We start from the raw sequence: 23,854 nt of genomic DNA on the forward strand, positions 1-23,854 counted from the left end.
GGTGAATTCGCATGTCGACGGGAGCGGGCGATCATGCAGAAAAGAAGTGGCATGAGAGGGGCGTTGAGCCAACTCTATGTGCAGGTCTTGATCGCCATCGTCATTGGTGGCCTGGTGGGCTATGTCTGGCCGCATCTGGGTGTGGTCATGCAACCTGCTGCAGAGGGTTTCATCAAGCTGATCAAGATGCTGTTGGCCCCCATCATCTTTGGAACGGTCGTGGTCGGGATCGCCAAGATGGGAAGTGTCAGAGAAGTCGGAAAAACCGGCATCAAGGCGCTAATTTACTTCGAGGTCGTCTCGACACTGGCGCTGGCGATCGGTCTTGTCGTGGTGAACATCATCCGGCCGGGCGATGGCATGAACATCGATGCCGCATCGATCGACAGCAGCGCGATTGGCCAGTATGTCGATCGTGCAAAAGACGACGCGGGCATGGTGGATTTCGTGCTGAACATCATTCCCACCACGCTGGTGGATGCCTTTGCCAAGGGAAACTTGCTGCAGGTCATTCTGGTGTCGGTGCTGTTTGCAGTGGGGCTGTTGCAGCTGGGCGAGCGTGGCAAGCCGCTGGTCGATCTCATCGATAACGGGCTGCAGGCGCTGTTCAAGATGATCAACATGGTGATGCGGCTCGCGCCGCTGGGTGCCGGTGCAGGCATCGCTTTCACGATCGGCAAGTATGGCCTGGCCACCCTGTGGTCGCTTGAGCATTTGATGTTGGCCGTCTATGTGACCTCGGCACTGTTCGTTTTCGTGGTGCTGGGAGCGATCGCGCGGTGGACCGGCTTTCCGCTGCTGCGCCTTCTGCGGTTCATCAAGGACGAACTGCTTGTCACGTTCGGAACCTGTTCGACCGAAGCCGTTTTGCCGCGCATGATGATGAAGCTCGAACTGGCCGGCGTGCGCAAATCGACGGTTGGCCTGGTTCTGCCAACGGGATACACCTTCAATGCGGACGGCACCTGTATCTATCTGACCATGGCGGCTATTTTCGTCGCGCAAGCGACCAATACACCGCTGCCGGTCTATCAACAAATCGCACTGCTTGGGGTGTTGCTACTGACCTCGAAAGGGTCCGCTGGCGTCGCTGGCGCGGGTTTTGTCGCGTTGGCCGCAACGCTTTCCACCATCGATACGGTGCCTGTTGCAGGGCTGGTGCTTTTGCTGGGCGTCGATCGCTTCATGAATGAGGCCAGGGCGGTGGTCAATCTGATCGGTAACAGTGTTGCCACGCTTGCGATCGCCAAGTGGGATGGCGCGCTGGATATCTCCAAGACCCAGGACATCATTCGTCGTCAACAGGCGGGCGAGCCAATGCCTGTCGCGGCCTCTTCAACCGATCCATAACTCACTACACCTCGCGGGAGACTACCCAATGCGTATCATCGATGTCGTTGAAATCACCAAGCCGATCTCCTCGCCGATCCGTAACGCCTACATCGACTTTTCCAAGATGACCGCCAGTCTGGTGGCGGTGGTCACCGATCAGGTGCGCGACGGCCGTCGGGTCGTCGGCTACGGATTCAACTCCAATGGGCGCTATGGACAGGGCGGACTGATACGCGAGCGGTTTCGCGATCGCATTCTGGAAGCCGAGAGCGCTGCGTTGTGCAACGACGCCGGCGACAATCTGGATCCTTCCAGGATCTGGACGGCGATGATGTCCAACGAGAAGCCTGGCGGTCATGGCGAGCGCTCCGTGGCGGTGGGCACGCTGGATATGGCGGTCTGGGATGCCACCGCCAAGATTGCCGGTCTGCCGCTGTTTCGTTATCTGGCGCAGATGAAAGGCCGTCAAGCCAATCCCCGCGTCTTTGTCTATGCAGCCGGTGGCTACTATTACCCGGGCAAGGACAACAGCGCCCTGCGCAAGGAGATGCGTGGCTATCTGGATCGTGGTTACAACGTGGTCAAGATGAAAATCGGTGGTGCCTCCATCGACGAGGACCGCGGCCGAATCGAGTCGGTGCTTGAGGAAATTGGCAGCCAGGCGCGTCTGGCGGTGGATGCGAACGGCCGCTTCGATCTGGAGACCGGCATCGCCTACGCCAAGATGCTGCGCGACTATCCGCTGTTCTGGTATGAGGAAGTCGGTGATCCGCTCGACTACGCGCTACAAGCCAGCCTGAGCGAATTTTATCCAGGGCCGATGGCCACAGGCGAAAACCTGTTCTCGCACCAGGATGCACGCAACTTGCTGCGCTACGGTGGCATGCGCCCGGATCGCGATTATCTGCAGTTCGACTGCGCGCTGTCTTACGGCCTGGTGGAGTATCTCCGCACGCTGGAGGTGCTCGAACAGTTCGGCTGGTCGCCCGCGCGTTGCATCCCGCACGGTGGTCATCAGATGTCGCTCAACATTGCCGCAGGGTTGGGCTTGGGCGGCAATGAGAGTTACCCGGACCTGTTTCAGCCGTATGGCGGGTTTCCGGATGGCGTAAAAGTTCAAGACGGGCACATCGTGATACCGGAATTGCCGGGCATCGGTTTCGAGGGCAAGTCCGATCTGATCAAGGTCATGCGCGAGCTCGCCGAGTAAGGACTATGCCAGCCTCGCCCCGTGACCAACGGGGCGAGTTGCGTCAGATGACTGCTGCGCGTGGTTTGGTCGCTTGGGCAGGCACGCGCAGGGTCGCCGGCGTCAGGCCCTGGGCAGTCGCTTGCAAGATGATGTCGCCGGGCTTTTTAGTTGTCTGTAGCAACGCCATGCACAAGCCATTGAACGCTTTACGCTGCGGTGCCTTGTCGTCCTCGTGGCTACTGGGGTCGCCGTTGCCGACGCCGATCAGTTTGCCTGCGCCGCGCACCGCGAACTGCACCAGCGTGTCGGCGGTGGGAACGATGCGGCCCTGTGCATCCACAATCTCGACCTTCACTACGCCCACATCTTCGGCATCGGCGCGCAATGCGTTGCGATCGCAACTCAAGCGGATCGCAGCCGGCTTGCCGGTCGTCTCGCGGCGTTCGGTGAGCACCAGCTTGCCGCCGCGATAGCCGCGCGCTTCGATCACGCCCGGCGCATAAGCCACGCGCCATTCCACATGCCCGTAGGCCGGCACGTGTTGCAGGCCCTGGCTGACGCCGTTGACCAGCAGTTCCACCGCGTCGAGATTGCTGTGGCACCAGACGGCGACGCGGCCCTTGTCGTCGGGCTGCAGCAGGCCGTCCCAGTTCCAGTGCGGGAACAGATGCAGCACCGGTTCGCTGGTCCATTGCGCGCGGTAGTACCAGTAGTTGTCCTTGGGAAAGCCGCAACTGTCGAGCACGCCGAACTGCGAAGCGACATTCGGCCAGCGGTTGTAGGGCGTGGGTTCGCCGCGGTAGTCGAAGCCGGTCCAGATAAAGCCGCCGGCGATGTACGGACGTTGTGCGACGTAGCTCCACCAAGCTTCGGCAGTGCTCGCCCACCACGGGTGGTCCAGGTCGTAGGCGCGGGTATAGCCACGTGCATCGTCGCGCTGATAGTTGCCGCGCACCGACACGGTGCTGCCGGTTTCGCTGCCGTAGATCGGAATATTGGGATATTGCGCGTGGAAGCCGTCCATCTGGCTGGTGCGGTAGTTGAAGCCGACCACATCGACGACCTGGCCAACACCATCGCCAAAGCCCTTGTCCATGGCAAAGGTGGTGGGACGGGTGGGGTCGAGTTGACGCACGCGTTGCTGCATGCGGCTGACGATACGCGCACCGCGCTCGGTGACCTGTTGCGGTTCTTCGTTGCCGAGCGACCACAGGATCACGCTGGGATGATTGCGCCCGCGCCGCACCATCGTCTCCAGTTCGCCCATGGCTTCCGGGTCGGTGGACATTCGCCGGGTTTCTTCGATCACGAACATGCCCAGGCGATCGCATAGCGCGAGCAGTTCGGGCGTGGCTGGATTGTGCGAGCTGCGATAGGCGTTGCAGCCCATTGACTTGAGTTGGCGCAGGCGCCACTCGTGCAGGCTGTCCGGGATGGCGGTGCCAACGCCGGCGTGATCCTGGTGATTGTTGGTGCCGTGCAGCTTGACCGGTGCACCATTCAATAGAAAGCCGCGCTGCGCATCGAAGGCAATGCTGCGTACGCCGAACGGCGTCACTAGCGCATCGACCGCGTTGCCGTCGCTGTGCACGCTGATGGTGAGGCTGTAGAGCTGCGGGTTGTCGATCGACCATAGCGCGGCCTGGCCGAGCGGCAACGTCTGTTCGACAACCTGCACCTGGCCCGGTGCAACGGTGACCGCTGCACTGACCGCCTGTGCGACGACGCGTCCATCCGGTGCAGTGACACGTGCTTGCACGGCGCACTGGCGCGGGGCGATGCCGTCGTTGCGGACTTCGGTGGACACCTGCGCGGTTGCGTTGTCGCCTTGTACGGTGCTGCGCACGAACACGCCGTCTTGCGGCAGATGCAGCGGGTCGGTCTTTTGCAGCCACAGATGCCGATAGATGCCGGCACCTTCGTAGAACCAGCCTTCGCCCAGCGTGGCATCCACACGCACGGCAATGAGGTTGGGCTTGCCGTAGTCGAGCACTTCGCTGAGGTCGACCTCGAAGCCGCAATAGCCGCTGGCATTGCGCCCGACGATGTGGCCGTTGCAGAACACGATGCAATCGCGGAACACGCCGTCGAACACCAGGCTGATGCGCTTGCCCAAATCGCCTGCGGGAATCTGCAGCGTGCGGCGATACCAACCCACGCTGTGTTCCGGAAAGCTCGTGCCCAGCGGTTTGTAGCCGTGCGCGGCGGCGGGGTCTTCTTCGGTGATCGTGGCCGAGATGGGTTCCTGCCGGAAGGGCAGGGTAACGGCCCAATCGTGCGGAAGATCGACCTGCTGCCAGCTGCTGTCGTCGAACGCGAGTTGCGCGGCGGTCGCGGTGTCCTTGCCAGCCTTGGCAAAGGTGCGCTGGAAAGTGCCGAACTCGAAGTCACGCGATGGGTCGCTGGCGTGACCGAGATGGAAGCGCCAACCGAAGTCGAATAGCAGGCGTTCGCGCGGTGCCAGCGTTGCATCGCCGAGCGCGGCAAGCGGCGTTGCGTTCTTGCCTACGGCTGGCGCTGCACCGGCGATGGCGGGCACTAACGCGCCGGCTGCGCCGACGGGGAGAGCGGCGCTCACACCGCTTGCCAGCATGCCGCGCAGCAGCTCGCGGCGATTGATGCCGGTCATGGCTGCGTCCTCTTGCTGGCGTCGGCAGCTTGGTCTTGTTTGGTCGAAGCAGGGTTGCCTGTTGCTGGCTTGCGCGATGCAGGCACGCCCGTATACGGGTGGCGCATGAAATCGATCGCCGGCAACACCTCGTTGTCATGCTTGAAATCGAAGAAACTGGCGTTTTCCCACGACGAGCCGGTGCCCCAGCGCGTCTTGCAGCTGCTGCTGGTCCATGCCGGTTCCCAATACACCACGCCGGCGCCGCCGGTATCGATCACCAGTTGGGTGAGATCGATCATGTACTTGGACTGGCCTTGCGGTGTGGCCGGGTAACCGGGAATCAGCGAGTCTTGGCCGAGCAGATTGTGCGAGGTGTCTCCGGACTCCAGCGTCCACGGATACGCGGTTTCCACCACCACCACATCGGCGTCGTAGCGGCCGCGCAGGCGCTTGATGGTCTTGCCCAGCTCGGCCATCGATTGAGTCGACCATTTGCGGTAGTAGCTGATGCCGATCAGATCGTAGTCGGTGACGCCGGCCTTGGTGGCGGCGGCAAACCACGGCTCCACATTTTCCGGCTGGGCGATATGCAGCATCACCCGTGGCTTGATGGTGGAGCGTGCGCTGATGTCACGCACCGCCTTGATGCCGGCATTGAACAGTTTGGCGTTGCGCTGCCAGTCGATGGGGCGCTTCTTGTCCCAGGGAATGCTGTCCATCAGATCGGAATTGCTTTCGTTGCCCACCTGCACCAGCTCGGGCATCAGGCCGGCACGGTCGAGCGCGCTCAGCGTGTCGTAGGTGAAGCCATACAACGTGCGCGCCAGCTCATCGGTGTCGGTGATGCTGGCCCAGGCCTTGGGGATCAGCTGTTTTTCGCCATCGGCCCAATCGTCGGAGTAGTGCAGGTCCAGCAAGACCTGCATGCCTTGCGCGCGTGCACGCGCGATGGTCTTTTTGACGTCGGACAAGTCGCTGTAGCGGGTCCAGCGTGCGTCGTTCCACAAGCGCACGCGCACCAGATTGGCACCGTGCGCGTGGAAGAGTTCGAACGGGTCTTTGACCACGCCGTTCTCGCGGTATTGCACACCGCACTCTTCCATCTCGTTGACGTAGGACAGGTCCGCACCGAGATACAACGTGGCGGGGGCCGGGGCGGCGTGTGCGAAGGTGGAGATGGCCAGCGCCAGTAGCGCGGGCGTCCAGAGACGGCGTGTAGAGCGCATGCAATTCCTCGACAGAAAAACGTGGAACGGGTGACAGCATGCCGCACGCAGCGGTGCTGTCGTACGGACGGTGCGCGGAATCGGAACGTCGATGACAGATCCGATTCCACGCGCCAACCGCACCGGTGTCGCGGTCGCGCAGCAGGGGTATCAGCTGCGCTTAGAACTTGTAGCTGGCTTCCAGCGCATAACGACGGCCGAACACCTGATAGCCACCGTCGTCCTGATTGGCAAGGCGGTTGGGCTTGTTGTCGGTGTAGGCGCGCAGCGGTTCGTTGGTGAGATTGCCGGCCTGGAAGCGGAAGCTGAGCTGCTTGCTGTACTGCCAGTTCAGGCTCAGATCCACCGTGCCTTCGCTCTGCAAGCGCGCAAGACGCGCCGCATTCCAGCCGTACACCACGGTGTAGGGGCTGTGGTACTTGTAACCCACACGCGCCTCGAAGCTGCCGTTGCTGTACCAAAGATCGAAGGTGCCAGTCTTGCGCGCCAGGCCGCTCAGCGGCAACGGGTTGTCGACCGGCGAGAATTCCTTGAGGTTGGAATCGACCAGCGAGAAGTTGGAATAGACGCCGAAGTTTTCCATGTGCGGGATGAAGTAGAACGGCGTCTGGAAGGTGAGCTCCACACCGTTGATATGCCCGCCGCCGCCATTGAATGGCGCGCTGACCAGGTAATCCAGGCCGTTGATCACTTCGCGGTCGGTGCGGTAGCCGATGCTGGAATCCACTTCCTTGCGGTAGACCGCAATCGCCGCCAGCGCTTCCTTGTGGAAGTACCACTCGTACGACACATCGACCTGGGTGGCCTTGAACGGATCCAGCTGCGGGTTGCCGCCGCTGCCGGTGAGCTGGCCGACGGTGACATTGGGGTCGTCCAGGCGACGGCCGGTGCGCAGCTCGTCAAGCGGCGGACGCGCGATGACCTTGGCCACTGCAAAGCGCAGGATGCGTTGATCGTCGATCAGGAAGTTGACGGTGGCGCTGGGCAGGACGTCGGTGTATTCCTTGCTGTCGGTGCTCGCCTGCACGGTGTTGCCGACCGAATCGAAGCCGTCGCTGGTGGTCTTGGTATTGACCAGGCGCACGCCGATATTGCCGGTGACATCGGTGCCGAACACCTGCGAGCTGAACACCGCTTTGGCGAAGGCTTCGCGCACGTCTTCCTTGACGTTCCAGTGGTCGAGCAGCTGCTCGTCGAGCGTGGCCGGATCGAAACCGCCGAAGCCGATCTCGGCGATGGCGTCCATGTTGCCGCCGGTCAGCGTGGGCACGTTCAAGTCCGGCATGGTCACCGGATAGATCAGGCCCTGATACGCCGAAATCGGTTGGTCGTAGCCGGATTGATTGCTGATGAAGCGGCGGTTCTGCTTTTCGCGACGCGCGGCGCGTGCGCCGAATTCCAGCGAGGTGAACGGGCCGGCATCGACCGCGCGGCTGGCGTTGAGCGCGAGCGCGGCGATCTTGTCGCGCAGCCCCTGCGGCTCGGTCTGGCCGGCGATGCCGTATTCGGGCGTGTCCGAGCTGGTGCTGATGGTGGGGGTGACGCTGCGGCGGAAATCGAACGAGACGGTGTCCGGATTGCTGCCGAAGCGCACCGCCTGCCAAGTGTTGTCGCGCTTTGCCTGCGAGAACGACAGGTCGCTGCCCAACGTCCACACATCGCCGCTCCACTTGGCGTTCAAACCACCGGCGGTGAGCGTCTTGACCTCGTTGTAGTGGCTGACCACATGGTCGACCTGCAGGTTCGAATTGGCCAGCGTACCGGCGACCACATCGCCATCGACGATGGTGTAGGACGAGCCCGGCGTGGTGTACGGATTGGCACCGGTCGAAAAGGTGCTGAAAGCCAGCCCGTTGAACCAGTTCTGCAACTGGTCTTCGTCGATTTCGATCCGCGAATACAGGCCGTCGAACTTCAACTCGAAGTTGCCCGAGCGCCACTGCACCGTCCCCATTGCACCGGTGCGGGTCTGGTCGGTCAGCTTGAGCTGGTCGGCTGCGCCGAATGGCGTGGGGTCCACGGTGCCGTCGCCATCCACATCGCGCGAGGTGGTGGCATCGGTGTAGCCCCAGCTGCCGATCGAGGAGTTGGAGTTCTTCTGCTTCTGATAGGTGGCGCCCAGCGCAACCGCCAGGTTGTCGTTGATCTTGTGCACCCAGCTGGCGCCGAAGCGGTTGCCCCACGGGGTGTAGCCGTCCACGTCCTTGGCGTGGTCGTAGAACACCGGGCCGGCGGTGCCGACAAAGCCCGGGCCGGTGTAGTCCAGCGGGCTGATGGTGGAGATGTCCACCGTTGCGGCAAGGCCACCGGCCACCAGATCCGCCGACTGGGTCTTGTAGACCTTGACGGTGGAGACGATCTCGGTGGGGAACACTTCCCAGCGCACTGCACGGTTGGGTTCGGAGGAGGCGATTTCGCGCCCGTTGACGGTGCCCATGGTCATGCGCGGGCCAAGGCCGCGCACGGTGGCCAGGCTTTCGTTGCCGCGGTCGCGGGTGCCGTTGACGCCGGGCAGGCGCACCAGCGCTTCGGCCACGGTGACATTGGGCATCTGGCCCATGTTGTCGGCGGAGATCACTTCCATGACGTGATCGGACATCTGTTTGGCCTGCACCGCCTGATTCAGGCTGGCGCGCTGGCCGATCACGGTGATGTTGTCGAGCGTGACCGGTGGCGGCGCAGCGGCGGCGCTGCTGTCGCTGGCCGGCGCTGCGGCAGGCGCAGGCGCGCTGTCCTGTGCGTGCGCACTGAACGCGCTGGCCAGAACGAAGGCGATGGTGGTGCAGAGGACGTCGCGCGCAGGGGTGCGGCGCAGGCGCCGGCTGGCCGAGTGGCCGGTGTGGTGAACGGGCATCGTTTGATCCCTCCCAGGACAAAGTTACCGAATGGAGATGGTGGCCGTTGCTGCGGCCGTCTGGCGCAGGGCGCTTCTGGCGCATCCGCGCGGGCATGACTGAGGTGGTGCGTTGCTGCGGTTGAAGCCAAGTGTGCGGTTGCGCGACGCTGCAACAATCATCGAGTCGATCGCGTTGGCGTCCCCCTGTCCTGCATGTGTCCGCTTCAGGGTAGAAGCGCAAGCCATTCCATTCCAATGAAGCATTTTGCGTGAGCTATCTCACGTTGGAATGCTGCAGTGCAGCGATAGCGAATGGCCCGTCACAGTTGCGGCGTAAGTGGCGACACGGCCACCAAAGGTTGCACTTGAACGCATGCGCAGCCTTGTCTGCTGCCTAGCGCGCGCTGGCCGGCAATCGAGGCAATGCCGGGAACGCGCGCTGCACGCAGTCGCTGCGCTCGCAGGTCAGGCAGCCCGGGCCGATCGGCACCGCATCGTCCACCGCATCCAGGTCCCAGCCGCGCGCATACACCAGTTGATCGGCATGGCGCAGGTCGCAGCCCATCGCCAATGCAAAGGTCTTGCGCGGGCGGCCATAACCGGGCGCGCCGCTGCTGACCTGCCGCGCAAGCCAGAAATAGCGCCGGCCATCGGGCATGCGCGCGATCTGGGTCAGGATGCGGTCGGGCTGATTGAAGGCTTCGTAGACGATCCACAACGGGCAGGCGCCGCCGACATGCGAGAAGTGGAAGTCGGTGGCCGAGTGACGTTTGGACACATTGCCGGCGCGGTCCACCCGCATGAAGAAGATCGGCAAGCCGGCCGCACCGCGCCGCTGCAAGGTGCTGAGCCGGTGGCAGACCGCCTCGAAGCCCACATCGAAACGATCGGCCAGCCATTCGATGTCGTAGCGGCAGGTCTGCGCGCTGTGCAGAAATTCGCCATACGGCATCACCAGGGCGCCGGCGAAATAGTTCGACAAACCAATGCGCGACAACGCGATGCGCTCGGCATCTTCGAATCCGGCATCGGCAATGCGCGCCTCCAGCAGCGGCGCACACTCCAGCAACGCCAACTGCGCCGCCATCTGGAAGGCCTGTTGGCCGGGGCGCAGATGCGCAGGCAGCCACAGCACGCGCGCCTGCGCATCCACGCTGCGTTTGTCGCTGAGCAGGTCGGTGGCGTCCTGCACCAACAAGCCATGGCGATCGGCCAGGCGTTGGCGCAGCCGCAGCGCAAGGTTGTCCGGGGTCAGCCCGAGTTCGGCATACAGCGCTTCGGCGCGCTCATCCAGTTCGGGCAGGTAGTTGTGCGCGCGATTGAAGTAATCGCGTACCTGCTCGCCGGGCGACAGCGAGGGCAGTGCGGCGTGGTCGGCACCGATCTGCAGTTCCAGCGCGGCATTGCGCTCCTGCAGACGCTTGTGGGCGCGATGCAGATCCAGCAGTGCCTGCGCCACCTGCGGCAGATTGCCAATGAGCACGCGCAGCTCGGCCGCCGAGAGGCTGTGGCCCAGGCTGCGCAGCGATTCGTCCAAGGGTTCCACCAGCGCGGCGGGGTCGTCCAGGTCCAGCAGGCCTTCGAGGTCGCCCAGGGTGGCCTTGAGCCGCTGCTGGATCGCCAGCGTCAACGGGCGCTGGTTGCGCTCGATCTGGTTGAGATAGCTCGGCGACAATGCCAGCCGGCGCGCCAGTTCGGCCTGGGTAAGGCCATGGCGCTGGCGCAGCCGCTGCAGGCGCAGGCCGAGCTGGTGGCGCAGAGGTGGCTGCGTGTGTGGCATTCGCAAGATTCGCAAAATTGTGCCACCAGCTTAGCGCGATTAAGCAATTGGCGGCTGGGAATGCCGGCGAGGGGTGCGAACAATGCGAAGCATCTGCATCGACCCTTCTGCGAGCGAACCTGCAATGAGCGAATCCGTCCCCCGCGTGTCCCTGTTGATCGATGGCGAATTTGTGGTTTCCGACAGTTCGCACTGGCAGGACGTGGTCAACCCGGCCGACCAGTCGGTGCTGGCGCAGGTCCCGTTCGCCACCACGGCCGAAGTCGACGCCGCAGTGGCCGCCGCCAGCCGTGCCTTTGTCAACTGGCGCAAGACGCCAATCGGCACCCGCGCGCGCGTCTTCCTCAAGTACCAGCAGCTGATCCGCGAACACATGCCCGAGCTGGCCGCGCTGCTCAGTGCCGAGCAGGGCAAGACCCTGGCCGATGCCGAAGGCGATGTGTTCCGCGGGCTGGAGGTGGTGGAGCACGCCGCGGCGATCGGCAACCTGCAGCTGGGCGAGCTGGCCAACAACGTCGCCAACGGCGTGGACACCTACAGCCTGCTGCAGCCGCTGGGCGTGTGCGCCGGCATCACCCCGTTCAACTTCCCGGCGATGATCCCGCTGTGGATGTTTCCGATGGCCATCGCCACCGGCAACACCTTCGTGCTCAAGCCGTCCGAGCAGGACCCGATGGTGACCATGCGCCTGGTGGAACTCGCGCTGGAAGCCGGCATTCCCAAGGGCGTGCTCAACGTGGTGCACGGCGGCGAAGAGGTGGTCAACGCGCTGTGCGACCACCCCGAGATCAAGGCGCTGTCGTTCGTCGGCTCGACCAAGGTCGGCACGCACGTGTACCAACGCGCAGCGCTGGCCGGCAAGCGCGTGCAATGCATGATGGGCGCCAAGAATCACGCGGTGGTGCTGCCGGACGCCAATCAGGAACAGACCCTCAACGCGATGGTTGGTGCCGCCTTTGGTGCCGCCGGCCAGCGTTGCATGGCGGCATCCACGCTGGTGCTGGTGGGCGAGGCCCAGCAATGGATTCCGGCGCTGGTTGCCAAGGCCAAGACCTTGAAGCTGGGTGCGGGCAATGCGCAGGGCACGGACGTGGGCCCGCTAATTTCCTGCGCCGCACGCGAGCGTGTGGAGAGCCTGATCGCCTCCGGCGTAGAGCAGGGCGCCACGCTGGAACTGGACGGTCGCAGCCCGAGCGTGCCGGGGTTCGAGCAAGGCAACTTCGTCGGCCCGACGATCTTCTCCGGTGTGACGCCGGGCATGCGCATCTACGACGAAGAAATCTTCGGGCCCGTGCTGGTGATCCTGGGCGCAGACACGCTGGACGACGCCATCGCGCTGGTCAACGCCAATCCCAACGGCAACGGCACCGCGTTGTTCACCCAGTCCGGTGCTGCTGCGCGCCGTTTCCAGGAAGACATCGACGTGGGCCAGGTCGGCATCAACGTGCCGATCCCGGTGCCGGTACCGCTGTTTTCGTTCACCGGCTCACGCGCCTCCAAGCTCGGCGACCTGGGCCCGTACGGCAAGCAGGTGGTGATGTTCTACACCCAGACCAAGACCGTGACCGCGCGCTGGTTCGACGACCAGACGCTGGGCCATGGCGTCAACACCACCATCTCTCTCAAGTGATCCGATCGCCATGAATGCAGCCATCCAGCTACACCCCAACGCGGCCGATTTGAACGACGAGCAGGAGGCCTTCCGCGCCGCCGCGCGCGACTTCGCCGATAAGGAACTCGCCCCACATGCCGCGCAGTGGGACGCAGAAAGCCACTTCCCGCGCGAGGCGATCGCCAAGGCCGCCGAGCTCGGTTTCTGCGGCTTGTACACCGACGAAGGCGTGGGCGGCCTGGGCATGCGCCGGCTCGATGCAGCAGTGGTGTTCGAGGAACTGGCCACGGTCGACCCGTCCACCTCGGCCTTCATCAGCATCCACAATATGGCCACTTGGTTGATCGCCAGCTACGGCAACGACGGCGTGCGTGCGCAATGGGGCGAAGCGATGACCAGCGGTGCCAAGCTGGGCTCGTATTGCCTGACCGAGCCGGGTGCCGGCTCGGACGCGGCATCGTTGAAAACCCGCGCCCAGCGCGATGGCGATGCGTATGTGCTCAACGGCAGCAAGGCCTTCATTTCCGGTGCCGGCGCCACCGATGTGCTGGTAGTGATGGCCCGCACCGGCGACGATGGCGCACGCGGCATCAGCGCCTTCGTGGTGCCGGCCGACGCGCCCGGCATCAGCTACGGCCGCAAGGAAGAAAAGATGGGCTGGAACAGCCAGCCCACGCGCGGGGTGACCTTTACCGATGTACGCATCCCGGCCGGCAATCTGCTCGGCAAGGAAGGCGAGGGCTTCAAGATGGCGATGAAGGCGCTCGACGGCGGCCGCATCAATATCGCGGCGTGTTCGCTGGGCGCGGCGCAGGGCGCACTGGATGCGGCGCGGCGTTACATGGGCGAGCGCCGCCAGTTCGGCAAAAAATTAGCCGATTTCCAGGCGCTGCAATTCAAGCTGGCCGATATGGCCACCCAACTGGTGGCCGCGCGGCAGATGGTGCACACCGCCGCGCGCAAGCTCGATGCCGGCAGCCACGATGCCACCGTGTGGTGCGCAATGGCCAAGCGCTTCGCCACCGACGCAGGCTTTGCCATCTGCGACGACGCACTGCAGATCCACGGCGGTTACGGCTATATCCGCGAGTACCCGATCGAACGCCTGCTGCGCGACAGCCGCGTGCATCGCATCCTGGAGGGCACCAACGAAGTGATGCGCATGATCATTGCGCGGCACCTGCTCAACGGCGAGGAGGAACTGCGATGAGCGATTTGGAAGGGCACGCGCATACCGGCCTGCAGGTCGAGCGCGATGGGCATGTCGCCATCGTCACGTTGAGCAACCCGCCGGCCAATACCTGGACCGTGCAGAGTCTGACTGCCTTGCGCGACCTGGTGCATGCATTGGATGCCGACCGCAGCGTGTATGCGTTGGTGATCACCGGCGAGGGCGAAAAGTTCTTCAGCGCCGGTGCCGACCTCAAGCAGTTTGCCGATGGTGACAAGGCCAATGCGCGCGAGGCCGCGCGTCGCTTCGGCGAAGCCTTCGAGGCCTTGAGCGCATTTCGCGGCGTCTCCATCGCGGTCATCAACGGCTATGCGATGGGCGGTGGCCTGGAGTGTGCGCTGGCCTGCGATCTGCGCATTGCCGAGCAACACGCGCAACTGGCCTTGCCGGAAGCCAGCGTCGGCCTGTTGCCCTGCGCTGGTGGCACGCAGAACCTGCCGCGTCTGGTCGGCGAGGGCTGGGCCAAGCGCATGATCCTGCTGGGCGAGCGTATCGATGCCGCCACCGCGCACCGGATCGGCCTGGTGGAAGAGGTGGTGGGCAAGGGCGAGTCGCGCGCGCTGGCAGTTGCATGGGCGCAGCGTGCCGGCAAGCAGAGTCCGGTGAGCGTGGCGGCCTGCAAACGCCTGGTGCAATCCACCCGCCATGGCACGCACGCTGCGGCCTTGGTTGCCGAGCGCGAGGCCTTCGTCGACCTATTCGAGCAAGCCGATCAGGTCGAGGGCGTCGCGGCATTCCTCGAGAAGCGCGCGCCGCAGTGGAGCAATGGCTGATGGTGGATGCCAACGCAACTGAAGAGGCACCGGTGCTGTTCGAACGACGCGATTGCGCGGACGGGCATCGCATCGGCATCGCCACCTTGAATTCGCCCAAGACGCTCAACGGCTTGTCGTTGCAGATGACGCGCCTGCTGGATGCGCAGCTGCGCGTCTGGGCCGACGATGCGCAGATTGCCTGCGTGGTGTTGCGTGGCGCAGGCGAGAAGGCGTTCTGCGCTGGCGGCGATCTGCATGGTCTGTACCAGAGCATGCGTGCGCATCGCGATGCGGTGCCGAATGCTCAGGAACGCGTCGCGCAACCGCAAGGCAATGCACATGCCGCAGCGTTCTTCGAAGAAGAATATCGGCTCGACCATCGCATCCATACCTATCCCAAGCCGCTGCTGTGTTGGGGCCACGGTATCGTCATGGGCGGCGGCATCGGCCTGATGTCCGGCGCCAGCCACCGCGTGGTCACCGAGCGCTCGCGTCTGGCGATGCCGGAGATCAGCGTCGGCTTGTTTCCCGATGTCGGTGGCAGCTGGTTGTTGCGCCGCGTGCCGCACGGCGCCGGATTATTTCTGGCATTGACCGGTGCGCCGTTGGATGCGAGCGACGCAATCTACGCGGGGCTGGCGGATGTGCGTCTGGAACATGCGCAATACGCAGCGGTGCTGGATGCCTTGAGCGCGCACGCCTGGACGGGCAATGTGCAGGACGATCGCGCCCAACTCAGTGCGTTTTTGCACGGCATTGCGCAAGCTCTGGAGCCCGGCCCCTTGCAAGTGCATGCGGCCTTGATCGAGCAACTGGTGGCGGGCGACACGCTGGAAGAGGTGGTCGCTGCGATCCTGGCACTGCAAAGCGAAGACGCCTGGTTGCAGGCGGCGCGCGCAACGCTCGCAGCTGGCGCGCCCAGTTCCGCGCGACTGGCCTGGGAGCTGCAACGTCATCCGGCTACAAGCACCCTGGCCGATACCTTCCGCACCGAATACGTGGCGGCGCTGCACGTCGCCGCACATGGCGACTTTGCCGAAGGCATCCGCGCGCTGCTGATCGACAAGGACCGCCAGCCGCAATGGCAACCGGCTTCGCTGGAAGAAGCGGATGCGCAGTGGGCTGCTGCATTCTTTCAATCGCCCTGGCCCGCCGCAGAGCACCCGCTTGCCGATCTTGCTGCACGTGAAGTCGGTGAACGCTGAGTGGCTGGCAAATGCGGTTGATCGCCAGCGCAACGCGCACGCGGCGGGGGATTCGCAAGGTTCGCATTGGCGCCGACAAGCCCGAAGTTTGCGAGGGTCGCCTTGCGATGCAGCCGCCAATCCATGACCCGCACTAACGATTGATGATCGTTCTAACCTGGAAACCGACACCATGAGCAAGATCGCCTTTATCGGCCTGGGCAATATGGGCGGGCCGATGGCTGCCAACCTGATCAAGGCCGGGCACCAGCTACGCGTCTTCGATCTGGTGCCTGCCGCACTGGACGCCGCCGCCGCAGCCGGTGCGCATGCCGCCGGGTCGGCGCACGACACGTTGGCCGATGCCGAGATCGTGATCTCGATGCTGCCGGCCAGCCGCCATGTAGAAGGCCTGTACTTCGGCGAGGCCGGCATTCTGGCGCAGATTCCAGAAGGTGCCTTGGTGATCGACTGCAGCACCATTGCACCGGTTACCGCGCGCAAGGTCGCCGCCGCAGCGCAGGCGCGTGGCTTGGCGATGCTGGACGCGCCGGTTTCTGGCGGTACCGCGGGCGCGGCGGCCGGCACGCTGACCTTCATCGTCGGCGGTGCAGCCGAGACGCTTGAGCGCGCCCGCCCAGTGCTGCAGGCCATGGGCAAGAACATCTTCCACGTTGGCGCCAGCGGCGCCGGCCAGGTCGCCAAACTGTGCAACAACATGGCGCTGGGCGTGATCATGGCGGCCACCGGCGAGGCGCTGGCGCTGGGCGTCGCGCAGGGGCTGGACCCGGCGGTGCTGTCGCAGATGATGGCGGTCAGCACCGGGCGCAGCTGGGCCACCGAAGTCTGCAATCCCTGGCCGGGCGTGCTGCCCAACGCACCGGCTTCGCGCGGCTACAGCGGCGGTTTCGGCAACGATCTGATGCTCAAGGATCTGGGGCTGGTCACTGAGTCCGCAGTGCAGGCGGGTGTGTCGATTCCGCTCGGCGAGCTGGCGCGCAATCTGTACGCGATGAACAGCCAGGCCGGTAACGGTGCGCTGGATTTTTCCAGCGTGATCAAGTTGGTTGCCAAGGTCTGAGAGTGGCTAATAGAGCTACTACGCCCACCACCAGGTGGGCGTCGCCGGCGTTGTAACTCGTATCCGTCTTGATGTAACTCGCATCCGTTTTGATAGGTGATCGAACGGGTATGCGTCGGGTGCAGAGCGGATGATTTGCGGCTTGGCTGCGAGGCCCTTGCCCGGCCACCATCGCGGGACACGCCGCAAGGCAGAGCGGCTGATCTGTGGCTTGTCTGCGGGGCCCTTGCCTGCCCAGCGTCGCGGGACACGCCGCAAGGCAGAGCGGCTGATCTGTGGCTTGTCTGCGGGGCCCTTGCCTGCCCAGCGTCGCGGGACACGCCGCAAGGCAGAGCGGCTGATCTGTGGGTTTGCTGCAGGGCCCTTGCCCGCCCACCCTCGCGGGACACGCCGCAAGTACGTCCATGTAGGCTCTTACGCGGCATCCATGCCGCGTAAGGTCCCGCGACGGTGAGCGGGCAAGGACCAGTCGAGAGTGTCGGTGTGCATGGTTGCAAGCAGGGCAAGCAGGGCAAGTAGTGCGGCCGTCCGATGATGTGCGGTCTGATCGGCTCTTCTCGATCCGAGCGATGTCACTGCCACTACCGACATCACTCCACTCGTCAACGAAGGCAGTGTGGCTAGCACGTTGCCGCCATCGCTGCGGAGTTCGAGAGCTTTTGTTAGCCGCTCCAAGTTGCCACCCGGCCTGTGGGCAATAAGGCACATCACCGTGCCCACGTGATGTGATGTCATCACGCCTAGGTGTAATAGTCTCCGCCATCGCGTGCGCCTAAGGTGCGCGGATCGCACGAGGCCACTGCATCCATGGGACACGACCACAACCACGCACCCAGCGACATCCGCCACGAGAAACCGTTGTGGTGGGCGCTCGCACTGACCGCCACCTTCCTGTTGGCGGAGGTCATCGGCGCGTTCATCACCAACAGCCTGGCGCTGCTGTCCGACGCCGCGCATATGGCCACCGACACCGTCGGCCTGATGATCGCGCTGGTCGCGGTGCGGTTGAGCCGACGCCCTGCCGACGCGCGTCGCACCTATGGCTATGTGCGTCTGGAGGCGCTAGGCGCGCTGGCCAATGGCGCGCTGTTGTTCGCGGTCGGCGCCTACATCCTGTGGGAAGCGGCGCAACGCTTTCGCGCGCCGCAGGATATTTCCTCCAGCGGCATGCTGTGGATCGCCGGCTTCGGCCTGGTGATCAACTTGATCGCGATGAAGCTGTTGCACGCCGGCAGCGGCGAGAGTCTCAACGTCAAGGGTGCCTATCTGGAAGTCTGGAGCGACATGCTCGGCTCGGTGGCGGTGATCATCGGCGCGCTGCTGATCCGCTGGACCGGCTGGCAGTGGATCGACCCGGTGCTGGCCGTGCTGATCGGCCTGTGGGTGCTGCCGCGCACCTGGGTGCTGTTGCGCGAAGCGATCAACGTATTGCTCGAAGGCGTGCCCAAAGGCATCGACCTGCCTCAGGTGCAGCAAGCGCTGAGCAGTTATCCCGGCGTCGAAGACGTCCACGATCTGCACGTCTGGGCGCTGGCCTCCAGCACGCCCGCACTCACCGCACACGTGGTGGTCAGCGAAACCACCGACCGCGACCGCCTGCGCGAGGCGCTCGGCGAACTCCTGCACGAGCGCTTCGAGATCACCCACGTCACCCTGCAGGTGGAAAGCGGCGACTGCGGCACCGAGCCGTGCGGGACGCCAAGCGTGTCGAAAGGCGCTGCGGAGCACGATCACCAGGGGCACGCGCACTCTCACGGCGGCCACTCGCACTGATTTTTTTTTGCGGGGCGTTAGCATCCTGAAGCGGCGCCGCTGGCAGGTCGTCGCTCACAGCAGCGTGTGCAGGTCGCGCACAGGCAACGTGCTACGTAGCAGCCTGGCTGTTGCGATGCCGCTCAAGCCGTATGATCGAGCCGGGGAAGGCTGACAGGCTGCGAGTGCCATGGCGGTACAGATCGAACAGACCAACGAACAGATCGCCGCGCTGATCGCCGAGGCAGGTGCCGCGGCATCGGCGGGGCAATGGCAACAGGCCGAGCAGTTATGGGCACAGGTGCGTCGATTGGCGCCTGCGCATCCACAAGCCTTGTATAGCCTGGGCGTGCACGCCTACCAACGGGGCGACACAACGGCAGCGTTGGAGTACCTGAGCGGCGCACGCGCAAGCAGCCCAGGCGACCCGATGATCGTCCTGACCATTGCGGTGGTGAAGCAGGCGCAGGGCGATCTGGATGGCGAGTGGCAGGCCATCAGTACCGCCTTGGCGCTGGATGCCTACTTCCTGCCCGGCCTGCTGGCCAAGGCGGCGTTTTTGGAAGCGCGTGGTCGCCCACGTGCAGCCGCCGCGGTCTATCGCGATGCTTTGAAAGTGGCACCGCCAGAACCGCAATGGCCGGCGGTGTTACGTCGCAAGCTAGCCCTTGCCAAGCAAGCGGTGGAACAGGACACGCTGGAACTGGAAACCCAGTTGCGGACCTTGCTTGCGAGCCCAAGTGCAGCGGTGGATGCAGCGCTACGGGGACGCTGGGACGAGGCCGCAGCGATCGCCTGCGGGCGCAGTCGCCCCTTCCATTCCCAATCCAACCGCCTGTATGTACCGCGATTGCCGGCCTTGCCGTTTCATGCAACGGAAGCCTTCCCGTGGATCGATGCGGTGCAGGACCAGACCGACGCAATCGCCCAGGAGTTGCATGCGGTCATGCACGACGATCAACGCGGATTCGCCCCTTATATCGCCTACGCGCCTGATCAGCCGGTCAATCAATGGAAAGACCTCAATCATTCGCCTGCGTGGAGTTCCTATCCACTCTGGGCCCATGGCAAGCCGGTGCAGGAGCATCTAGTGGGGTGTCCCGCCACTGCAGCCGCATTGTCATTGGTCGATGCCGCGCAGATCGACGGCGTGTGTCCCAACGCGATGTTTTCGGTCCTGGCGCCGCAGACCGTCATTCCGCCGCACCATGGCGAAACCAATGCGCGTCTGGTGGCGCATCTGCCGTTGATCGTGCCGGAGGGCTGCAGTTTTCGCGTGGGTTATGACTGGCGGCGCTGGGAGGTCGGCAAGGTGCTGGTGTTCGACGACTCGATCGAGCATGAGGCGCGCAACGATAGTGCGCAGGTACGCGTGGTACTGATCTTCGATATCTGGAACCCGCTGCTGACTCAGGAAGAGCGCGGCATGGTCAATGCCATGGAAACCGCCATCGCGCGCCACCGCGCTGGTTGAAGACGGCTAGGTTCAATCGGCAAGCGTCATGCCGGCTTGGGCAAGCGCGGTGCGCAGAGGAGCAAGTTGCGCAGCGTAGTGTCGCCAGCGCCCAGACGCATCCGCATGCAAGGGGCGACGCACCTGCCAGTAGCTGGCGGTTCTCACTGCCCCACCTGCAAGGTGAAAGTCCAGGCAGCCCGGTTCCCACGGCAACTGCAGAAAGTCCAACAAGGCGCGCAAGGTCGGTTCTGGCGCGGCGACGAATGCGTCGTAGTCGAAAGTGTGGATGCTGTCTGGATACAGCGATAGCCAGTGCCCCATCAACCGTCGATAGTGCGCATAGAAATGGCCGATATCCTCCAACCGACCCGCATAGCCAAACCTGTGCGGATTGAGCTGCTGCAGGAAGATCGACAGTCCGTTGTCCAGCGGATGGCGACGCGTGTGCACGATCCTGGCGGCAGGAAACAGCTGCTTGATCAAACCGATCAGCTGAAAATTATCCGGTCGCTTGTCGGTGATATAGCGCAGGCGTGCCTGCTCGGGAACGGCAGCTGCCACACGTTTCCGATAGCGTGTTGCCAACTGCGCCAGGGTTTGAGCGGGCAGCGCATGTGCGGCTTGCGGAAACGGCGACAGCGACTGTGCCACCAGTCGTGGCAGCGCATCCAGTTCACCGCCCGCCGCAATGCAGGGATGGCGCGATAAGGCCTGTTCGACCAAGGTGGAGCCGGAGCGGAACATGCCGCAGATAAACAGCGGAGACACCGTGTCATGCTCAGCAACCTGCGGCAGCGGGGTGGTCGCGCCATCGGCTGCGGCAAATACCTGCGCGATGTGGTCGAAATGCTGTTGTGTCCGGAGCGGGTCGTAGCGCCTTGCCTGTGCATGAGCATGACGATTGCCGGCGCTTGCTGCGTCGAAGGCGCGTGCGTGCAGACCTAGACAGTCGTAGGCGTGGGCCAGCGCATGCAGCAAGCTGGCGACAAGCTCCGGATCCTGGTCGGGTGCCGAGACTGCCTGCCCGAGTATGAGCAGGCGCATGTCCTCGGCGTGGGTAGGGGGATCCAGATGCAGCAGGCGTGCAGTGGCTTGCAGTTGCAGCGCGTGCGTAGCGGCGTCGCTATCGACAAGAGCGACAAGTCGGCAATAGGCCGCAATCGCCTGATCGCGTGCGCCCAGTTCCTCGTGCAGATTGCCCAGATTGAGCAGCGCCGGAGCGTAGTCGGGCCGGCAGCGCAGCGCCAGGTCGAGTTCGCGCAACGCCGCCGCCTCCTGATGCAGATGGTCGCTATAAAGAGCGGCGCGATTGAGGTGGATCTGCTCGGGCGCTGTCGCGCCACAGACCAATGCCTGCGCATAAGCGTCCAGCGCACCGGACGCATTGCCGGTCCGGCGTAACAAGTACCCCAGGTTGTACCAGGCATCGGCCGAGCGCGGCTGCGTCTGCAGCACGCGCTGATACGCCACGATCGCCTGCTGCAACTGGCCCTGCTGCAGTAGTTGTGCGGCCTGCTGCAAAGACATGTTCAAGGCGTAATCCTGGGAGGCGGTGCGTCAGTTCAGACCCGCAGCTTAGAGGGCGCTTGCAGCCTGTTCAATCGATGCCAGGCAACACAGCGCCGGCCTGTCTCTCCACCGCCGTCCGGTTGCCTTGTATGCTCAGGCGCAACCGACGATTGAAGATGCGCAAATGCACAAGCGGAGACTGTGTGGGCTGGCAATCATGTGCTGCACATGGGGTGTGGTGGCTCAGGAGACTCCAACGCATCGATGCGCGTCGGTACTTGAGCCATTGCCGCGGCTGGCCTGCTACGACGCCAGCTTCCCGCCAGCGCAGGCCGTACGGGCCGCAGAAGCCAGCAGGGGCGTGCGCGAGTTTGGTCATAGCGCTGATGAAGTATCTGCTGCTTCGGCGGCGAGACGGTCCTCGCCTGCGCAACTGAGCGCAACAGTGCTTGCAGTGACCTATCAGGCAGATGGCACCCGCACGGTGTCTCTTGATACGCACCAGCGCTGGGCATTGACAGAAGCAAGCAGCCGCGGCCATTTGGCCGAAGGTGATGTGATAGTGCTTCGCAAGGCGGCAATGGGCAGCTACATGCTGGTGACCGCTGCCGGCGTGGCGCTGCGCGCGCGTCGTATCGACTAGCCAGATTACCGGCCACAGTGCACCAAACAGGGAGAATGGATTGACTGAGACACAGCTGCGCGCACTCTTGCGCGACGGATATCAATTGCTGCGTCAAGGCCGTTATGCCGACGCAATTGCTCTGGCCGATCGCGCCTGCGCAGACCAGCCTGACAACGCGCACCTGCTCGAATTCGCAAGCGAAGCACGGTTGGCCAACGGTGATCCACACGCTGCAGCCGAGTGCATCGCCAACGCTGCAGCGGTGGCATCGTCGCCACTTCCCTTATTGATCAAATATGCCAGCCTGCTGATACAGCTGCGCCGTCGCCGGGAGGCGACGTTGATCGCGCATCAAGCGCAGGCGCTTGCAGCAGCGGATGGCAACGCGTGGTGGCGGATCGGCGCGCTGTACAGTGGCTGCCAGGACGTGGCTGCAGCCCGTGATGCCTATCAGCAAGCGCTGACGTTGCTGGGGGACCAGCCCGCCTTGCTGTACGACCTGGCGACCATGCAGTTCTTCGGTGGCGAATTCGATGCCGCTGAGGTCACCGTGGAGCGGCTATTGCAACTTGCCCCAAATGCTGGCGATGCGCTGTACCTGCGCGCAACGCTCCGGCGGCAGAACGGGCAGCACAACCATCTGGACGACCTGCGCCACCGGCTGGCAACCACGCTATCGGAGCCATCTGCCAGGGCCGCAGGCCTGTACGCCTTGGCCAAGGAACTGGAAGATCTTGGGCAACATGCACAATCCTTCGAAACATTGACCGCAGCAGCGGCATGCAAGCGCAAGACCTTGCAGTACGACGTAACCGCCGAGTGTGCGCATATCGCTGCGGTGCGCCAAGCCTATGCTGCGGATGCCCTACGCACGTTGCGGCCGGGTCACGACGGTGAGGGCGTGATCTTCATCGTCGGCCTGCCGCGGTCAGGCACCACCTTGTTGGAACGACTGCTCATACAACGCGGCGGCGCGCGCTCTGCAGGCGAATTGATGGATTTCGGAGCAGTTCTTGGAAGCGCCACCTCTGGCGTGATGGCGAGCAATCCCGGCCTGACAGCGGCGCAGGCGTCGCTGAAGATCGATTTCGCAGCAGTCGGCAAAGAGTATCTGCGCGGCGCTCGCGAAGTGGTGCATGACCATCCGGTACTCATCGACAAAATGCCGGTCAATTATCTTTACTGCGGCATGATTGCGGCCGCGCTGCCGCGGGCGCGCATCATCCATCTGGTGCGCGATCCGCTGGACACGTGCTATGCGATGTACAAGACCCTGTTCTACAACGCCTATCCGTTTTCATACGCGCTCGATGAGCTTGGCGACTATTACCTCGCATACAAGCAGACCATGCGCCACTGGCACACGGTGCTGCCCGAGAAAATTCTCGATGTGCATTACGAAGATCTGGTGCGCGATACCGAGCATCAGATCACGCGGGTGATGACGTGGTGTGGACTTTCATCGAACGAAAATACGTCCGAATTGAAGGACGTGGCGTTTGTCACTGCCAGCGCTGCGCAGGTGCGTGGCGAGGTCCATCAACGGTCGGTGCACAGTTCTCGGCGGCATTTGAACGAGCTCGCTCCGTTAGTGACGCGGCTTCAAGCGGCGGGTGTGCGCGTGTCTTGAGTTTCAGTTTCTAGGGATTCGCTCTCAATTACCAACAAGCCC

At 63.8% G+C, this 23,854-nt stretch carries 16 protein-coding genes; 11 read left to right on the plus strand and 5 right to left on the minus strand.

Annotation, left to right across the window (positions count from 1 at the left end):
* Window positions 1-51: 51 nt before the first annotated feature.
* Together dctA and ABS769_RS02385 are read left to right on the plus strand one after the other, a co-directional pair.
* A complete protein-coding gene (gene dctA, locus ABS769_RS02380) occupies window positions 52-1,350 on the plus strand; it encodes a C4-dicarboxylate transporter DctA (RefSeq protein WP_430544125.1) in 1,299 nt (432 codons plus the stop codon).
* 28 nt (window positions 1,351-1,378) lie between these two features.
* Window positions 1,379-2,542 carry a mandelate racemase/muconate lactonizing enzyme family protein gene (locus ABS769_RS02385; protein ID WP_317060176.1) on the plus strand — a complete coding sequence of 388 codons (1,164 nt, stop codon included), beginning with the start codon at window positions 1,379-1,381 and terminating at the stop codon, window positions 2,540-2,542.
* A gap of 43 nt (window positions 2,543-2,585) precedes the next feature.
* Here the strand turns inward: ABS769_RS02385 and galA are convergent, their stop codons facing one another.
* The 4 genes from galA to ABS769_RS02405 all read right to left on the minus strand — a co-directional run bounded on the left by galA (window position 2,586) and on the right by ABS769_RS02405 (window position 10,977).
* Complete coding sequence (gene galA, locus ABS769_RS02390) at window positions 2,586-5,153, minus strand: beta-galactosidase GalA (RefSeq protein ID WP_317060175.1); 2,568 nt, start codon at window positions 5,151-5,153, stop codon at window positions 2,586-2,588.
* Window positions 5,150-6,361: a glycoside hydrolase family 53 protein gene (locus tag ABS769_RS02395; protein WP_317060174.1), complete on the minus strand. Its 1,212-nt coding sequence runs from the start codon at window positions 6,359-6,361 to the stop codon at window positions 5,150-5,152. The genes galA and ABS769_RS02395 overlap by 4 nt, the downstream gene beginning before the upstream one ends.
* Window positions 6,362-6,521: 160 nt before the next feature.
* The gene (locus tag ABS769_RS02400) at window positions 6,522-9,215 is read right to left on the minus strand and encodes a TonB-dependent receptor (RefSeq protein ID WP_317060173.1); all 2,694 of its coding nucleotides are present in this window, start codon (window positions 9,213-9,215) and stop codon (window positions 6,522-6,524) included.
* Between the two features lie 376 nt (window positions 9,216-9,591).
* On the minus strand, window positions 9,592-10,977 hold the full coding sequence (locus ABS769_RS02405) for a helix-turn-helix domain-containing protein (protein WP_317060172.1): 1,386 nt from the start codon (window positions 10,975-10,977) through the stop codon (window positions 9,592-9,594).
* Window positions 10,978-11,101: 124 nt separating this feature from the next.
* Between ABS769_RS02405 and ABS769_RS02410 the strand changes: the two genes are divergently transcribed.
* The 7 genes from ABS769_RS02410 to ABS769_RS02440 all read left to right on the plus strand — a co-directional run bounded on the left by ABS769_RS02410 (window position 11,102) and on the right by ABS769_RS02440 (window position 20,066).
* Window positions 11,102-12,607 (plus strand): CoA-acylating methylmalonate-semialdehyde dehydrogenase, encoded by a 1,506-nt coding sequence (locus ABS769_RS02410; protein ID WP_317060171.1) that lies wholly within the window; start codon window positions 11,102-11,104, stop codon window positions 12,605-12,607.
* Window positions 12,608-12,617: 10 nt separating this feature from the next.
* Complete coding sequence (locus ABS769_RS02415) at window positions 12,618-13,799, plus strand: acyl-CoA dehydrogenase family protein (RefSeq protein ID WP_104549864.1); 1,182 nt, start codon at window positions 12,618-12,620, stop codon at window positions 13,797-13,799.
* Window positions 13,796-14,593 (plus strand): enoyl-CoA hydratase, encoded by a 798-nt coding sequence (locus tag ABS769_RS02420; protein WP_317060170.1) that lies wholly within the window; start codon window positions 13,796-13,798, stop codon window positions 14,591-14,593. The genes ABS769_RS02415 and ABS769_RS02420 overlap by 4 nt, the downstream gene beginning before the upstream one ends.
* Complete coding sequence (locus ABS769_RS02425) at window positions 14,578-15,780, plus strand: enoyl-CoA hydratase/isomerase family protein (RefSeq protein WP_317060169.1); 1,203 nt, start codon at window positions 14,578-14,580, stop codon at window positions 15,778-15,780. Before ABS769_RS02420 ends, ABS769_RS02425 begins: the two co-directional genes overlap by 16 nt.
* Before the next feature lie 157 nt (window positions 15,781-15,937).
* Window positions 15,938-16,840, plus strand: a complete 903-nt coding sequence (gene mmsB / locus ABS769_RS02430; protein ID WP_317060263.1) for a 3-hydroxyisobutyrate dehydrogenase — start codon at window positions 15,938-15,940, stop codon at window positions 16,838-16,840.
* A gap of 807 nt (window positions 16,841-17,647) precedes the next feature.
* Entirely contained in the window at window positions 17,648-18,613 is a 966-nt protein-coding gene (locus tag ABS769_RS02435) for a cation diffusion facilitator family transporter (protein ID WP_317060168.1), read from the plus strand.
* A gap of 169 nt (window positions 18,614-18,782) precedes the next feature.
* Entirely contained in the window at window positions 18,783-20,066 is a 1,284-nt protein-coding gene (locus ABS769_RS02440) for an aspartyl/asparaginyl beta-hydroxylase domain-containing protein (RefSeq protein WP_317060167.1), read from the plus strand.
* 12 nt (window positions 20,067-20,078) lie between these two features.
* Here ABS769_RS02440 and ABS769_RS02445 read toward each other — a convergent pair whose 3' ends face one another.
* Window positions 20,079-21,581: a tetratricopeptide repeat-containing sulfotransferase family protein gene (locus ABS769_RS02445; RefSeq protein ID WP_317060165.1), complete on the minus strand. Its 1,503-nt coding sequence runs from the start codon at window positions 21,579-21,581 to the stop codon at window positions 20,079-20,081.
* Between the two features lie 160 nt (window positions 21,582-21,741).
* Here ABS769_RS02445 and ABS769_RS02450 point away from each other — a divergent pair, with 160 nt between their 5' ends.
* Together ABS769_RS02450 and ABS769_RS02455 are read left to right on the plus strand one after the other, a co-directional pair.
* A complete protein-coding gene (locus tag ABS769_RS02450) occupies window positions 21,742-22,200 on the plus strand; it encodes a hypothetical protein (protein WP_430544120.1) in 459 nt (152 codons plus the stop codon).
* A 40-nt stretch (window positions 22,201-22,240) separates the two neighbouring features.
* Entirely contained in the window at window positions 22,241-23,812 is a 1,572-nt protein-coding gene (locus tag ABS769_RS02455) for a tetratricopeptide repeat-containing sulfotransferase family protein (RefSeq protein WP_317060164.1), read from the plus strand.
* The last annotated feature ends 42 nt before the right edge of the window (window positions 23,813-23,854 follow it).

Source organism: Xanthomonas hortorum, assembly GCF_040279205.1.
Lineage (GTDB): Bacteria > Pseudomonadota > Gammaproteobacteria > Xanthomonadales > Xanthomonadaceae > Xanthomonas > Xanthomonas hortorum_F.